At 67.7% G+C, this 14,655-nt stretch carries 12 protein-coding genes; 3 read left to right on the top strand and 9 right to left on the bottom strand.

The window, feature by feature from the left end; all coding sequences use genetic code 11:
• Positions 1-96: 96 nt before the first annotated feature.
• The 4 genes from ipdE2 to fadD3 are packed head-to-tail and all read right to left on the bottom strand — an operon-like array spanning position 97 to position 4,677.
• Complete coding sequence (ipdE2, locus tag BN2156_RS29865; protein ID WP_090518442.1) at positions 97-1,035, bottom strand: acyl-CoA dehydrogenase IpdE2; 939 nt, start codon at positions 1,033-1,035, stop codon at positions 97-99.
• Positions 1,035-1,988, bottom strand: coding sequence for an acyl-CoA dehydrogenase family protein (locus BN2156_RS29860; RefSeq protein ID WP_090518441.1), 954 nt, complete (start codon positions 1,986-1,988; stop codon positions 1,035-1,037). Before BN2156_RS29860 ends, ipdE2 begins: the two co-directional genes overlap by 1 nt.
• Complete coding sequence (locus BN2156_RS29855) at positions 1,985-3,142, bottom strand: acyl-CoA dehydrogenase family protein (RefSeq protein WP_090518440.1); 1,158 nt, start codon at positions 3,140-3,142, stop codon at positions 1,985-1,987. The genes BN2156_RS29860 and BN2156_RS29855 overlap by 4 nt, the downstream gene beginning before the upstream one ends.
• Positions 3,133-4,677, bottom strand: a complete 1,545-nt coding sequence (fadD3, locus tag BN2156_RS29850) for a 3-((3aS,4S,7aS)-7a-methyl-1,5-dioxo-octahydro-1H-inden-4-yl)propanoate--CoA ligase FadD3 (RefSeq protein ID WP_090518439.1) — start codon at positions 4,675-4,677, stop codon at positions 3,133-3,135. Before fadD3 ends, BN2156_RS29855 begins: the two co-directional genes overlap by 10 nt.
• Before the next feature lie 47 nt (positions 4,678-4,724).
• Between fadD3 and ipdE1 the strand changes: the two genes are divergently transcribed.
• Together ipdE1 and ipdF are read left to right on the top strand one after the other, a co-directional pair.
• On the top strand, positions 4,725-5,873 hold the full coding sequence (ipdE1, locus tag BN2156_RS29845; RefSeq protein WP_090518438.1) for an acyl-CoA dehydrogenase IpdE1: 1,149 nt from the start codon (positions 4,725-4,727) through the stop codon (positions 5,871-5,873).
• Positions 5,870-6,661, top strand: a complete 792-nt coding sequence (ipdF, locus tag BN2156_RS29840; RefSeq protein WP_090518437.1) for a (5R,7aS)-5-hydroxy-7a-methyl-1-oxo-2,3,5,6,7,7a-hexahydro-1H-indene-carboxyl-CoA reductase — start codon at positions 5,870-5,872, stop codon at positions 6,659-6,661. The genes ipdE1 and ipdF overlap by 4 nt, the downstream gene beginning before the upstream one ends.
• Here ipdF and BN2156_RS29835 read toward each other — a convergent pair.
• Genes BN2156_RS29835 through BN2156_RS29815 form a run of 5 tightly spaced genes read right to left on the bottom strand, consistent with a single transcriptional unit; the run spans position 6,658 to position 13,843 of the window.
• Positions 6,658-7,812, bottom strand: coding sequence for a VWA domain-containing protein (locus BN2156_RS29835; RefSeq protein WP_090518436.1), 1,155 nt, complete (start codon positions 7,810-7,812; stop codon positions 6,658-6,660). The genes ipdF and BN2156_RS29835 overlap by 4 nt on opposite strands.
• Positions 7,805-9,928 (bottom strand): DUF5682 family protein, encoded by a 2,124-nt coding sequence (locus BN2156_RS29830; RefSeq protein ID WP_220096223.1) that lies wholly within the window; start codon positions 9,926-9,928, stop codon positions 7,805-7,807. The genes BN2156_RS29835 and BN2156_RS29830 overlap by 8 nt, the downstream gene beginning before the upstream one ends.
• Before the next feature lie 53 nt (positions 9,929-9,981).
• A complete protein-coding gene (locus BN2156_RS29825; RefSeq protein WP_090518434.1) occupies positions 9,982-11,076 on the bottom strand; it encodes an ATP-binding protein in 1,095 nt (364 codons plus the stop codon).
• Entirely contained in the window at positions 11,073-12,530 is a 1,458-nt protein-coding gene (locus BN2156_RS29820) for a DUF5691 domain-containing protein (protein ID WP_090518433.1), read from the bottom strand. Before BN2156_RS29820 ends, BN2156_RS29825 begins: the two co-directional genes overlap by 4 nt.
• Positions 12,527-13,843 (bottom strand): SWIM zinc finger family protein, encoded by a 1,317-nt coding sequence (locus BN2156_RS29815; RefSeq protein WP_090518432.1) that lies wholly within the window; start codon positions 13,841-13,843, stop codon positions 12,527-12,529. The genes BN2156_RS29820 and BN2156_RS29815 overlap by 4 nt, the downstream gene beginning before the upstream one ends.
• Positions 13,844-13,986: 143 nt before the next feature.
• Between BN2156_RS29815 and BN2156_RS29810 the strand changes: the two genes are divergently transcribed.
• A complete protein-coding gene (locus BN2156_RS29810; RefSeq protein ID WP_065460828.1) occupies positions 13,987-14,652 on the top strand; it encodes a response regulator in 666 nt (221 codons plus the stop codon).
• Positions 14,653-14,655: the final 3 nt, after the last annotated feature.

Below are 14,655 nucleotides of genomic sequence, written 5' to 3'. Positions count from 1 at the left end.
TTAACAATGCCGATCTGACCGCCGAAATGGCATTCCGGCAGAGAAAGTGCGAGTAGTCCCCTGCTGGAATGCGGTTTCGGCGAACATTGGACAGGTCTAGAAGACTTCAGCTTCGAGCCGGCGAAGATGCTCACGCGGCGGTCCGAGCAGCTGGGCACTGCCGTGGGCGCGCTTGAAGTAGAGCTGGATGTCGCTTTCCCAGGTGATGGCGATGCCGCCGTGCAGCTGAATGGCCTCGGCAGCCACTGCCGACAGTGCCTCGCTGGCGAAGTAGCGGGCCAGGGAAGCTGTGGTGGGCGACGGGGCGGCGATGGCGTCGTTGACGACGGCACGGGCCGAGGACACCTTGACGTACAGGTCGGCCATCCGGTGCTTGAGCGCCTGGAAGCTGCCGATGGCGCGGCCGAACTGCACCCGGTCCTTGGTGTAGGCGACGGTCAGGTCGAGGCAGCGTGACGCGGCACCGATCTGCTCGGCCGCCAGCAGCAGCGCCGCGGTGTCGGCCAGGCCGGGATCGGCGCCGAGGACGGCGGTGTCCCCGGGGATCACCGCGGACAGCCGCCGGGTCAGATCCATGGTGGACTTGGGTGTGGCGGTGAACGTGGTCCAGCGGGTCAGGTTTTCGCCGTCGGCTCCGATGACGACATCGGCCACGTCACCGTTGATGACGTAGTCGGCGTCGAAGGCCACGGTGCCGATGGACGTGCCCTCAACAAGCCCAGCGAGGCCTTCCTCGTCCTCGCCGACGGCCAGCAGCGCCAGCTCGGCCAGTGTGGTGCCCAGCAGCGGGGTCGGCACCAGAGCCTTGCCGAGCTCTTCGAGAACCACTGCGGCATCGGCGAGTTCGCCTCCGGCGCCGCCCAGTTCCTCCGGGACCACCAGAGCGGCCGCGCCGACCTGCTCACACAGCAGGCCCCACAGCTTCTCGTCGTAGCCGCGTTCGGATTCCATCGCCGTGCGCACGGCCTCGGGCGAGGCGTGCTTGTCCACCAGGGCGGCGACGGTTTCCCTTAGTAGTTGCCGTTCTTCACTCATCAGAGGGCCTCCAGCAGTCGACGGCGGTGCAGGGTGGGGTCGCCCCAGGCACTGCGCAACGCCTGCACGCGCAGCAGTGACAGGGACAGGTCGTGTTCCTGGGTGAACCCGATGGCGCCGTGGGTCTGCAGCGCCGAGCGGGCGGCCAGCAGCGCGGCGTCGGCGGCGGCCACCTTGGCAGCGCTGACATCGCGGGCGGTGTCGGGCGAACCTTCGGCCAGGGACAGGGCCGCGCCGTAGATCAGGGGACGGGCCAGCTCGACGGCGATGAGCACGTCGGCAAGCTTGTGCTTGATGGCCTGATAAGAGCCGATGATCCGGCCGAACTGCGTGCGCTGCTTGGCGTATTCGACGGACTGATCCAGCATGGCCTGGCCCGCGCCTACCAACTGGGCGGCAGTCGCCAGGACACCGAGCTCATAAGCGCGTGCGGTGTCGGCGGCCTGGGTGTCACCGGAGGCGGTGACGTCGAACAGCTTCCGGGCCGGATCGACGGAATCGTGGCCTGCCCCGACTGTGGCGTCGCCGACCTGTCCGTCGGCGGCCAGCAAGGTCAGCCCCGCGACGTCGGCATTGACGGCGTACGGCACCTGCGGAGGCATGGCGACGGTGGCGATGAGCTCGCCGGAGGCCAGTGCTCCCGAGCGCTCGTCGTTCGCGAGCAGGATTGGTGCGACGGCGATCGACTCGGTCACCGGACCCGGGACGGCCCAGTAGCCCAAGCGCTCCAAGGCGACGACGAGGTCGACAGGGCTGGCGTCGATGCCGTCGTACTTCTCGGGCACCAGTAGCGCGGTGACGCCCAGATCGGTCAGCTGTGCCCACACCTTGCGGCCGGGTCCGGTGTCACCCTCGCCCCACGCTCGTACCGCGGCCGGAACGTCGGCGGCGCTCAGTGCCGCATCGATGCTGGCCGCGAAGTCCCGCTGCTGTTCGTCAATCTCGAAGTTCACTTTGCCTCCCGGGGCAAACCGAGGAGCCGCTCGGCAATGATGTTGCGCTGAATTTCGTTGGTGCCCGCGTAGATCGGGCCGCCAAGGGCAAACAGCAGACCTTCGGTCCAGGAGTAATTTTCCTCCTCGCGTCCGGGGTGATCGACCAGTTCGGCGTCAGCTCCGCGCATATCGAGTGCGGTCTGGTGCAGCGCGACGTCCAGGTCGGACCAGAACACCTTGGTCACCGAGGACTCGGCGCCCAGCTCACCGCCGTTGGCCAGGCGGGTGACGGTGCCGAAGGTGTGCAGCCGGTAGGCCTGGGCCTTGATCCAGGCGTCAGCGACCCGGTCGGTGAAGACCGGGTCAGGGTTGGACTTCCACTGAGCGACAAGACGTTCCGCAGGCGCCAGGAAGCGGGCCGGGCTGCGCAACGACATGCCGCGCTCGTTGCTCGACGTGCTCATCGCCGCACGCCATCCCTCGTGGACGCCGCCGATCACGTCGTTGTCGGGCACGAACACGTCATCGAGGAAGATCTCGCCGAAGCCGGTGTCACCCCCGAGCTGGGCGATCGGGCGCACGGTGATCCCGGGGGCCTTGAGATCGAACATGAAGTAGGTCAGGCCCTTGTGGCGCTGTGCCTCCGGGTCGGAGCGGAACAGCCCGAAGCCGCGCTCACCGAACGGTGCACGCGAGCTCCAGATCTTCTGCCCGTTGAGTTTCCAACCGCCGTCGACCTTGGTGGCCGTCGAGCGCAGCGAGGCCAGGTCGCTGCCGGATTCAGGCTCGGACCAGGCCTGGGCCCAGATCTCCTCGCCGCTGGCCATTTTGGGAAGCACGCGCTGGAGTTGCTCTTCGGTGCCGTGTGCGAACAGAGTCGGTGCCAGCATCGCGGTGCCGTTGGCACTGGCCCGGCCGGGAGCGCCGGCGTGGAAGTACTCCTCCTCGAACACCACCCACTGCAGCAGGGTGGCGTCGCGGCCGCCGTACTCCTTGGGCCAGGCGATCACCGACAGCCCGGCGTCGAAAAGCACCTTGTCCCACCGGCGATGCTGCTCGAAGCCTTCGAGGGTGTCGTACGACTTGGTCGGGAAATGTTCCCGGTTCGCCGTCAGGAAGTCGCGGACCTCGGCCCGAAAGGCCTCGGTCTCGTCGTCGAATGTCAGGTCCATTGCACCCCTTCTCGGGTCCCTCTGCTGCGCAGCACCGGTTTGATCACCTTGCCGCCCGGATTCCGCGGCAGCACATCCAAAAACTCAACTGATCGCGGCACCTTGAAGTTCGCCAGATGCTCGCGGGTATGGGCGATCACGGCGGCCTCGTCGAGCGTCACGCCAGGCTTGAGCACCACGAAGGCCTTACCGACCTCGCCGAGCCGTTCGTCGGGCACGCCGATCACCGCCGTCTCGGCCACCCCGTCCAACCGGGCCAGCACCTGCTCGATCTCGGCCGGGTACACATTGAACCCGCCGCAGATGAACATGTCCTTGAGGCGATCGGTGATCGTCAGGTTGCCGCGTGCGTCGAGCGTGCCGATGTCGCCGGTATGCAGCCAGCCGTCGGCGTCGATCGCGTCGGCCGTCGCGGCCGGATCATCGAGGTAACCGAGCATCACGTTCGGCCCGCGCAGCAGCACCTCACCCGAATCATCCAGACGCAGTTCGAAATCAGCGATGGGGCGGCCGCACGTGGTGGCCACCGTCATGGCGTCGTCGTCGGGGCGGCACATGGTGCCGAATCCAGCGGCCTCGGTCAGCCCGTAGGCGGTCAGCACGATGTCGATGTCGAGTTCGGACTGCATGCGCTCGATCAGGACGACCGGGACGACGGCCGCGCCGGTGACCGAGAAGCGCAGTGAGGACAGGTCGTAGTCTGCGCGCTTCGGGTGGTCCAGCAGGGTCTGGAAGATGGTCGGCGGGCCGGGCAGAACGGTAATACGCTGTTCGGCAATCGTTCTCAGCGCCTGCTCGGGGTTGAACGTCAGCACCGGGTACAGCGTCGCCCCGGTCTGCAGGCAGGCCAGGATGCCGGCCTTGTAGCCGAAGTTGTGGAAGAACGGGTTGATGCAGAGGTATCGGTCGGTGCTGGTGACTTCACCGCACGCGGCCCAGGCCGCCGAACCGTCGAGCGACTGGCGGTGCGCGCACCGCACGCCCTTGCTCCGTCCGGTGGTGCCGGAGGTGAACAGGATGTCGGAGACGTCGTCGGGCTCTACCGCTGCGGCGCGCGCATCGACCGCCTCCAGGTCCGTCCCGCCCGCGACGAACTCGTCCCACGTTCCGTCATTCTTTTCGATGGGCACCCGCACGATGTGCCGGAGTGCGGGCAGGGCGTCGCGATTCAGTTCGGACGCGCGATCCGAGCCCAGGAACTCGCCGGCGGCGATCAACAGCGGGGCCTCGGTGCGGGCCAGGATGTCGGTGGCCTCGCTGGCGGTGTAACGGGTGTTGAGCGGCACCATCTCGGCACCGGCGTAGTGGGTGGCCAGGCAGGCCACCACCCAGTGCCAGGTGTTGGGGGACCAGATCGCGACGCGGTCGCCGGGCTGGACGCCGAGCGCGATCATCGCCGCCGCGGCTTGGCGTACGTGCGCGCGCAGCTCCGCGTACGTGAGGCTCTTATGGTCGCTGACCAGGGCCTCATGGTCGGAATACTGCGCGGCAACCCGGTCCAGCACCGCTGGAACGGTGCGGCGATCGCTCGTCATCGATGCTCCCTTAACAAAGCAAGTGCTTGGTAGGTTAGCCTACAGGGGTGATAGAGGTCCAGGAGTTCCGGGCCGAGGTCCGGCAGTGGCTCGCAGACAATCTCGTTGGCGAATTCGCGGCGCTGAAGGGCCTGGGTGGACCGGGGCGTGAACACGAAGCCTTCGAAGAGCGGCGGGCGTGGAATCAGCATCTCGCCGCAGCGGGATTGACCTGCCTCGGCTGGCCGGTGGAGCACGGCGGCCGCGGGCTGTCGGTCGCGCATCGCGTCGCCTTCTACGAGGAGTACGCGCGCGCGAACGCACCCGACAAGGTCAACCACCTGGGCGAGGAACTGCTCGGGCCGACGCTCATCGAGTACGGCACCCCCGAGCAGCAGCAGCGGTTCCTGCCCAAGATTCTCGACGTGACCGAGCTGTGGAGCCAGGGTTACTCCGAGCCCAACGCCGGCAGTGACCTGGCCAATGTGGCGACGACGGCCGAGCTGGTCGGCGACGAGTGGGTGATAAACGGCCAGAAGGTGTGGACGTCGCTCGCCCACTGGGCGCAGTGGTGCTTCGTCGTGGCGCGCACCGAGAAGGGCTCCAAGCGCCACGCCGGACTGTCCTATCTGCTGGTGCCGCTGGATCAGCCGGGCGTCGAGATCCGCCCGATCATCCAGCTGACCGGGGACTCCGAGTTCAACGAGGTGTTCTTCGACGACGCCCGTACCGAGGCCTCGCTCGTGGTCGGTCAGCCCGGTGACGGCTGGCGGGTGGCCATGGGCACGTTGACCTTCGAGCGTGGGGTGTCCACGCTGGGGCAGCAGATCCGCTACGCCCGTGAGCACTCCAATCTGGTCGAGCTGGCCAAGCGCACCGGCGCGGCCGACGATCCGCTGATCCGCCAAAGGCTGACCGAGTCGTGGACCGGCCTGCAGGCCATGCGGTCCTACGCCCTGGCCACCATGGACGTCGAGCAGCCCGGCCAGGACAACGTGAGCAAGCTGCTGTGGGCCAACTGGCATCGCGAGCTCGGTGAGATCGCCATGGATGTGCAGGGTATGGCCGGGCTGACACTGCCCGAGGGCGAGTTCGACGAGTGGCAGCGGCTGTACCTGTTCTCGCGGTCGGACACCATCTACGGCGGGTCCAACGAAATTCAGCGCAACATCATCGCCGAGCGGGTGCTCGGTCTACCCCGAGAGGCAAAGGGATGACAGATCTTTCGGTAGCTCCCAACGAGGTCGAGGGTCACGGCCTGCTCAAGGGCAAGGTCGTCCTGGTGACAGCCGCCGCCGGTACCGGTATCGGTTCGTCGACCGCACGCCGGGCCCTGTTGGAGGGTGCCGACGTCGTGGTGTCCGACTACCACGAGCGGCGCCTGAACGAGACCCGCGATCAGCTGGCGGAGCTCGGTCTCGGCCGGGTCGAGGCCGTCGTCTGCGACGTGACCTCCACCGAGGCGGTCGACGCGCTGATCACCTCGACGGTCGAAAAGATGGGCCGCCTGGACGTTCTGGTGAACAACGCCGGCCTCGGTGGTGAGACCCCGCTGGTCGACATGACCGATGACGATTGGGACCGGGTTCTCAACGTCACGCTGAACTCGGTCATGCGCGCCACCCGTGCCGCACTGCGGTACTTCCGCGGGGTCGAGCACGGCGGCGTCATCGTCAACAACGCCAGCGTTCTGGGGTGGCGCGCGCAGCACTCACAGTCCCACTACGCCGCCGCCAAGGCCGGCGTGATGGCGCTGACCCGGTGCAGCGCAATCGAAGCCGTCGAATTCGGGGTGCGGATCAACGCGGTGTCGCCGAGCATCGCGCGACACAAGTTCCTGGAGCGCTCGGCCGATGCCGCCCTGCTCGACCGGCTGTCGTCCGACGAGGCGTTCGGCCGCGCGGCCGAACCGTGGGAGATCGCCACCACCATCGCCTACCTGGCCAGTGATTACTCGAGCTATCTGACCGGCGAGGTCATCTCGGTTTCGAGTCAGCGCGCCTAGGGCTCGCTCATCCCGCGCTGAGCCAGGCCGGTGCGGTCGGCCCAGCCGCGGATGTCGCCCTTGGTGATGGCCAGCGCCAATAACTCGGGAAAGGCGTCGGGGGTGCAGGCGAATGCCGGGACTTCCATGGCGGCCAGGTCGGCGGCGATCTCCCGATCGAATGACGGTGCGCCCGAATCGGACAGTGCCAGCAGCACCACCACCTGGACGCCGGCATCGACGAGTTGCTTGACCCTCGCCAGCATCTCGTCACGCACGCCACCTTCGTAGAGATCCGAGATCAGCACGAAGATGCTGTCGGCCGGTCGGGTGATCAGGGTCTGGCAGTAGGCGATGGCCCGATTGATGTCGGTGCCGCCGCCGAGCTGGGTGCCGAACAGCACGTCGACAGGATCGTCGAGCAGATCGGTCAGGTCGACGACCTCGGTGTCGAACACCACGAGCGACGTGCGCAGGGACCGCATCGACGCGATGACGGCGCCGAAAACCGCTGAATACACGATCGATTCGGCCATCGAGCCGGACTGGTCGATGGCCAGCACGATGTCCTTGGTCACCGACCGCCCCGCACGCCGGAACCCGACCAGCCGTTCGGGGATGATCGTCTTCAGATCGGGCTGGAACGTCTTCAGGTTGCGGGCAATGGTGCGGTTCCAGTCGATGTCGGAGGCAAGCGGACGGTTGGTCCGCGCGCTGCGCGACAGTGCGCCGCGCAGCGTGGCACGGGTTCCGTCGGCTATGCGTCGTTCGATGTCCTCGACCACCTTGCGCACCAGGGCCCGGGCTGAGGCTTTCGATTCGTCGGGGATGGCCTCACCGAGCGTGATCAGCGTGGTGGCCAACGACAGGTCCGGGACGATGCTGTCCATCATCTCCGGTTCGAGCAGAAGCATGCGCAGGTTGAGTCGTTCGATGGCATCCTGCTGCATCACCTGAACGACCGTGCTGGGGAAGTACTTTCGGATATCGCCCAACCAGCGCGCCACCTTGGGTGCCGATCCGCCGAGGCCGCCCTTGCGGTCGTACAACGCCGACAGTGCCTTGTCCATCTCGACGTCACCGGCCTGCAGGGCCGGCAGCGATTCGGCATCCGACCCCAGCACCAGCCGCCACCGGCGGTCGCGTTCGTCGGGCATGGTGTCGTCAGCCATGGGTGATCCCCCGTGCGAAGATGGCCGCCGCCGCGATCACCGCGGGGCGGGCGCGATCGGCGTCGATGTCGAATTCGGTGTGTGCAGCCGAACCAGCGGTGGCCACCGCGTGCCCGATGTTGCGTTTGATGCCGGCGTCGAAAGTGCTGAAGGTACGACGCACCAGCGGCAGGACATCGGTGAATTCGGTTGCCGTCAAACCGGTCAGCCATTCGTCGATCACGGAGAGCAGTTCGGTGTCGTGCACCAACAGCAGACCGCTGCCCGACAGGAAACCCTCGATCCAGGCGGACTTCTCGTCGGCCGGCGCACCGATGCTCAAGGCGCGGCGCATGCGGCGGGCCGCCTCGGTGGTGGTGAAGATAGCTCCGTCGACACCGATCCGGACGAACCGGCCGATCAGACTGCCGTGCAGGTCGTCGCGATCGGCCAACCGCGTGATGGTGGCCAGCCATTCGCCGCGGACGTCGGCGTCGAGCAGATCGACGGTGTCTGTGACGGCGTTGATGTGCGCGAGCATCTCGGCCGCCGCGTCCGGACCCAGCCCGGTCAGTGTCGCGGGCAGGCCGACATTGACCCGGCGCAGCAGCGATGTGGTGACCTCGCTCAGCGCCCCCGCATCGGTGCGACGCACATCGCCGTAGCGCAGTGAGCGGGCCAGCGCGGGCAGGGCTGCCATCAGCTCGGTGAGATCCCGGTCGACCGCGGCTTTGTTCTCCAGGATGGTCAGCAGTGGTGCCACGGCCTCGTCGACACCGCCGAGCAGGGCGGCCTCGATGGCCGCGGTGACTTCACCCAGATGCGTGGCATTCGCAGCGGTATCGGCGAGTTTGGCCTTGCAGGCGCGGTACACGGTGTTGCCCCACACCGACGAAATCACGACCTTCACGGCGAACTCCGGCAGCCACTGCAGGGTCCACGGTTCCTTGAACGTGCCTTGTCCGGTGGCGATCTCGGGCTCACCCCACGGGATATCGAGGACGGCGAGCCGGTGCAGTAAATGGGATTTGGCGAGATCGTTCGGCTTGCGCAGGTCGAGCGTGACCTGCTTGGCCGTGGCGTCAGGCTTCAGCCGCAGCGACTTCTGCTGCTTGGTGATGTCGGCGAGCAGCGGCACCATCGGCAGGTGTTCGGGGACGCTGCCGAGCCGTTCACCGACGACCAGCTCCCGCACGATCAGGCCGAACCGGGTATCGGAGCCCTCGCACAGCACGGCCTCGGTGGCCTCGTTGACCTCGCTCAAACCCGGATGGGCCCGGCCCCGCATCGCGGCCAGCGCGTTGGCCAGCCGGACCCCTTCGATGACGTGCGCCGAGGACACGAAGATGTCGTGGCCGCGTAAGGCTCTGGCCGCCAAGGTGAGCCAGGTTTCCACCGGGCGTTCCTGTTCGAGGAACGCGTGCTGATACCAGCCCGGGGAGCGTACGCCCGCGCCGTAACCCGAGGCTGCGGCCAGCCGCGAATGCGTCCACGGCACCCACACCGTCGCCGACTTGACCTTCGGCAGGCCGCGGAGCAGAGCCGAATCCGCGCTCGCGGGAGGGAATTTCCCGGCCAAGGCCGGTGCATGCCAGGCCCCGCACACCACGACCACTGTCGCGAATTCCTTGGCCGCTTTACGGATCACCTGGCGCATGTGTGCTTCGCGCTGATGCTCGATCGGATCGTCTTCGTCGGGCTCGAGCTCCCGCACCGTCCGCATGGCCTCGGTGATCGCCTCGAAACCGGTTCCGTCCGTGCGTGATTCCACCACATCGTCCCACCAGCGTTCGGGATCGTCGTAGCCCGCCGCCTCGGCGAGCGCCGCGATCGGGTCGACGCGAACCCGCGAGACATCCTCACGCCGCTGGCCGTGCTGGGCCAGCACAGTTGCCGCCGGTAAGTCGCAGAACCGCACCGGCACCTGGTGCCGGGCCGCCCACAACAGCGCCTGCCATTCGGGGGAGAACGCGCCGAACGGCCAGAACGCCGACACCGCGGGATCGTCGACGGCGTAGGCCATGACCGCGACGGGCGGCACCATGTCGGTGTGGTCGACGTCGGTGGTGAGCCGGTCCGCGTCGGCCGGGCCTTCGATCACCACGATGTCCGGCTGGATCCGCTCCAGCTCGGACATAACGGCACGGGCGGACCCCGGGCCGTGGTGTCGAACACCCAGGACGTGGGTGGTCACGAGTTCAGCACGTCCCGCGATGCCCGGTAGAAGTCGGCCCAGCCGTCACGCTCGCGCACCACGGCCTCCAGATACTCCAGCCACACCACCGCGTCGTTGACCGGATCCTTGACGACCGCACCGACGATGCCTGCCGCGGTGTCGGCCGGCCGCAGCAGCCCGTCGCCGAAGTGCGCCGACATCGCGATGCCCTGGGTGACGACGGAGATCGCCTCGGCGGTGGACAGCGTGCCCGACGGCTGCTTGAGCTTGTTGCGGCCGTCGGCGGTCAATCCGGAGCGAAGCTCGCGGAAAACCGTGACGACGCGGCGGATTTCGTCGGCCGAAGTCGGAACCTCGGGCAGCTGCAGTGATCCGCTGATGTCGGCTACGCGGCGCGTGACGATCTCGACTTCGTCCTCGAGGCTCGCCGGCAGCGGGAGCACCACGGTGTTGAACCGGCGTCGCAACGCCGAGGACAGGTCGTTGACCCCGCGGTCGCGGTCGTTGGCCGTCGCGATCACGTTGAAGCCCTGGGTGGCCTGCACCTCGGTGCCGAGTTCGGGTACGGGCAGCGTCTTTTCGGAGAGCACCGTGATGAGGGCATCCTGCACCTCTGACGGGATCCGGGTGAGCTCTTCGAGGCGGGCGATCTTGCCTTCGCGCATCGCGGTCATGATCGGTGACGGGACCAGTGCCTGCTCGGATGGGCCTTCGGCGATCAGCCGGGCATAGTTCCAGCCGTACCGCACGGCTTCCTCGACGGTGCCCGCGGTGCCCTGGACCAACAGTGTCGAATCCCCGGTCACGGCTGCGGCCAGATGCTCCGACACCCAGGTCTTGGCGGTGCCGGGCACCCCGAGCAGCAGCAGCGCCCGGTCGGTGGCCAGCGTCGCCACGGCCACCTCGATGATCCGTCGGGGCCCGATGTACTTGGGCGTGATCTCGACGCCCTCAACGGTTTCCCCGCCCAGCAGGTAGCGCACCACGGCGTGCGGAGACATCAACCAGTTCGGTGGCACGGGCTTCTCGTCGGCCGACCGCAAGGCGGCGAGTTCGGCGGAGAACAGCTGCTCGGCATGCGGGCGCAGGAGGGCGGACGCGTCAGTCATCGGAGTTCCTTTGCAAGGTCGAATCGCAGGGTGAGCAGTTCGAATATGGTGGCGTAGAACTTGTGCAGTTCTTCGTCGGCGGTGAGGTCGGCGAGCTTCGCCAAACGTGGCAGCCAGTCCAGCGGATACCCGGCGGCGAGGTGTGCCGCGGCCTCCCGGCGTTGACGCGCCGTGCCCCAGCCCGCCCCGGCCAGCGATCCGAACAGGGCCGCGGCAACGTCGGGGGCGAACGGTCGCGGCAGGCTCGCCACGATGCGCACCAGGGGCGCGGTCTGCGCGGTGTGGGTGAGCGCGCGAATCATCTCCGCCGAGATCGCCGGATGCGCCGTGGCCGGGTCATAGCTGGCGCCGTAATCGTCTGGTAAACAACGCTGTAACAGCGGGACCGCCCACTTTGGGTCATTGCCGCGCAGTGCACTGAGTGTCAATGCGGCCAGCACGGACTGATCGGTGTCGTATAGCGCGCGGGCCACCTTCTCCGGTGTCACCGCGCCGAACACCTCCGCCCAGAAGGTGATCGGGGTTCGGGCGACGACGGCTTCGGGTTTGGTGGTGCTCAGCCCGTCACGAATCGCGGCGGCGTCGGGCCCGGGCAGGGGATGTACGGCGATCTTCACCCCGAGCATCGACTTCTTGACCGTGAAGATATGTGCGGCAAGCGCTTTCATGCGGTCCAGGTAGCGGCTGCGGTCCCGGCGACCGAGCACGGCGACGGCGGCGGCCCGGACTGTGACCGCTCGATCGTCGAGCGCCGCTTCCAGGAACGGCTCGTCGGCGTCATATTCGGGAGAGGTGAACGCCGCCAACAGGGCTGCCCGGGACTCGGCGTCTTCTGTCGACCAGTGCGTCGCCACCAGTTCGCGAGCCCGCTCCGGGTCGAGCGCGCGAGCAGTGGCGAGCCAGTCGAGGCGCTTGGCGGTGTCACCGTGGGTGAAGTCGGATTCCTTGGGCCAGTCCGTGGGCCGACCCTGAACAACATGGCGGAGCGCGCGGTGGTTGCGGCCGTAGTGTTCGAGGGCATACCACTGGCCGGAGTTGCCGATCGCATCCCAGAGTGCTCGCGTCACAACACCACTCTGCTGCAGCCGCAACAGCTCAGGTATCAGCCGTGGCGGCAGGCGCAGGCCGGCCGCGGCGATATCGGCGAGTGCGCCGTCGAGTATGGGGCGTGCGGTGAGAGCGCGTTCGATCAGAAAGCCGTGCGCGTCGGTGATCAGCGGCCGAGTCTCCGGAGGCGCGGGGTCAGTGGCCGGTTCGACGCGTTCGGGCAGCCGGCCCGCGCGCCGTGCGGTGGCATAGAGGCCCGCGACGCGCAACACCGATCCCACGGGATCTCCTGCGTCATATACCGCTGCCACGCTGCCGTCGACGGGAGGATCAAAGGTGCCCTCGGGGAAGGGCCTGGCGCCGAATCCCACGGTCGCCGCGGAGATCATCCGCTGGTAGTCGCTCACAGGGCGGTCACCGCCGGCCCGGTCAGACGCGACGGTGCCGCGTCGTTCAACATCGCCAGCGGATCGACACCGTCCGGGGTGATCTCGACCAGCAGCGGCTGTAATCGTCCACCGGTTCCCGCCTGCAGCCGTGCCCAGCGGTCGTCGTCGCAGATCGCCGGTAGGGCGTTGCCGTCCGCATCGGCCAGGTGCCGGCGCTTGGGCCTGCTGTGCTGTACGGCTCGGGCGGTGACGATCGCGGGATAGCGCAGCAACCACGGGTCGACCGCCAGTGCCAGGGCGCGGGCGGCGAGTGCGTCGTCGATACCGGTACCGGCCACGTTGAGGCGTTGGATGGGGACGGTCGGCACGTCGCCATCGGGGATCGCGACGCGGAAGCTCGACGGCCCGCCGGGATACAGGTGGACGCCGCCGGTGAACTCGCGCCCCGGGGTGAGCCGATTGTCGAAGCTGGCACCGCTGGGTGCGGTGGACTGCACATTGACCAGCAGCCCGGTAGCACTGCCGCTCAACCACATCCGCCGGGTGGTGTACCGGTCTTCCAACGTCTCCGCATACCCGAGGACCTGCCAGGTGTCGGTTACCGGATCGGTGGCCAGCACTTCCGCGCGTGACACCGTGAATCCGATGTGCCGGCGCACCGCGGCGGCAGTCTCCTCGGGCAGCGTGTCGATGGTGCGGTAGGCCTTGGTCAGCAGCCGCATCAACCCGAGATCCTCGATGATCATCCGCGGCCACTCGTCGTGGGTGAGGTAACCGGGCAGGCTGCGCACCCAGCCCGCCAGGCCGGGCGCCTTGGCGTCGACCATGCGTTTGGCGATCGGCTCACACCACCCGCCGTACGGATCGGTGCTGATCCCGGAAATGCCGTTTCGGATCTGATCTTCGATCCATCGGTCGAGCTGCTCCAAGCCCTCGGCAACGCTGCGCTGCCGCGCCGCGATGGCTTTCTCGCTGACCTCACGCGGGGGCTTCGGGGAGGTCGGCGCGGACGCCTCGACACCGCCTGCCGGGGCCTCCGAAGCTTCCACACTGCCGCCGGACCAGCGCAGCACCAGGCCGACCACGTGCTTGCAGGGAAACTGCCGCGACGGGCACGAGCACTTGTACGTCGGGCCCACCAGGTTGACCTGCACGCGATACGGTGTCCGCCCGCTTCCCTGGAAGTCGCCCCACAGCAAGGTCTGGGTGGCGCCGGTATTGGACCACCCCGCAGCGCCCGCGAGTTTCTGGCCGGCTGCGTACGCCGTTCCGGCAAACTGGCGCACGTCGTCGGCGGACCATCCCGCGCTCTGGTCCACCCCGCTGTTCACCCCCGCCTCATCAGATGCGTAACGACCGCGGCCAGCCTAACCAGATCGGCCGACACCCGACCACAGCAAATTTGTGTCGGTCTCCACAAGATCTTCACAAACGCTGCCCGTAGCCACCACAACCTGGACTTACGCTCAGACCTGTGAAGCGAATCCTGGTGGTCGACGACGAGCCGACGATCCTGTCCGCAGTGGCCACCAGGTTGCGTGCCGAGGCGTTCGAGGTCGAGACCGCCGTCGACGGGCCCTCGGCGGTGGCCGCCGCCGCAGCGACCCAGCCGGATCTGGTGGTGCTCGACGTGATGCTGCCCGGCTTCGACGGGCTGGAGGTATGCCGGCGCATACAGGCCGAGCGCGTGGTGCCGGTGCTGATGCTGACCGCCCGCAGCGACGAGACGGACATGCTGATCGGATTGGGTGTCGGTGCCGACGATTACCTCACCAAGCCGTTCAGCATGCGCGAACTGGTGGCCCGGGTGCGGGTCCTGTTGCGCCGAGTCGATCGGGCAGTCGGTGACCAGCCGCTGTCGGTCGGCGACTACCGCATCGACCTGACCGAGCGCAGGGTCCATCAAGGTGATCAGGAGATCCACCTGACCCGAACTGAATTCGACCTGCTGGCCTTCCTTGCCGGCCGGCCCAGGGCGGCGGTGGCTCGCGAGACGCTGCTGGAACACGTCTGGGGCTGGGCGTCGGAGGTGGAGACCCGCACGGTGGACAGCCACGTCAAGGCATTGCGGCGCAAGCTGGGGTCAGAGTTGATCCGCACGGTCCACGGCGTCGGTTATGCCCTGGAGATACCGAGATGAGCT

Origin of the sequence: Mycolicibacterium neworleansense (assembly GCF_001245615.1) — a bacterium.
Taxonomy (GTDB): domain Bacteria; phylum Actinomycetota; class Actinomycetes; order Mycobacteriales; family Mycobacteriaceae; genus Mycobacterium; species Mycobacterium neworleansense.
The sequence above is the reverse complement of the archived record's forward strand: the minus strand, read 5'-3'. Positions and strand labels throughout refer to the sequence as shown.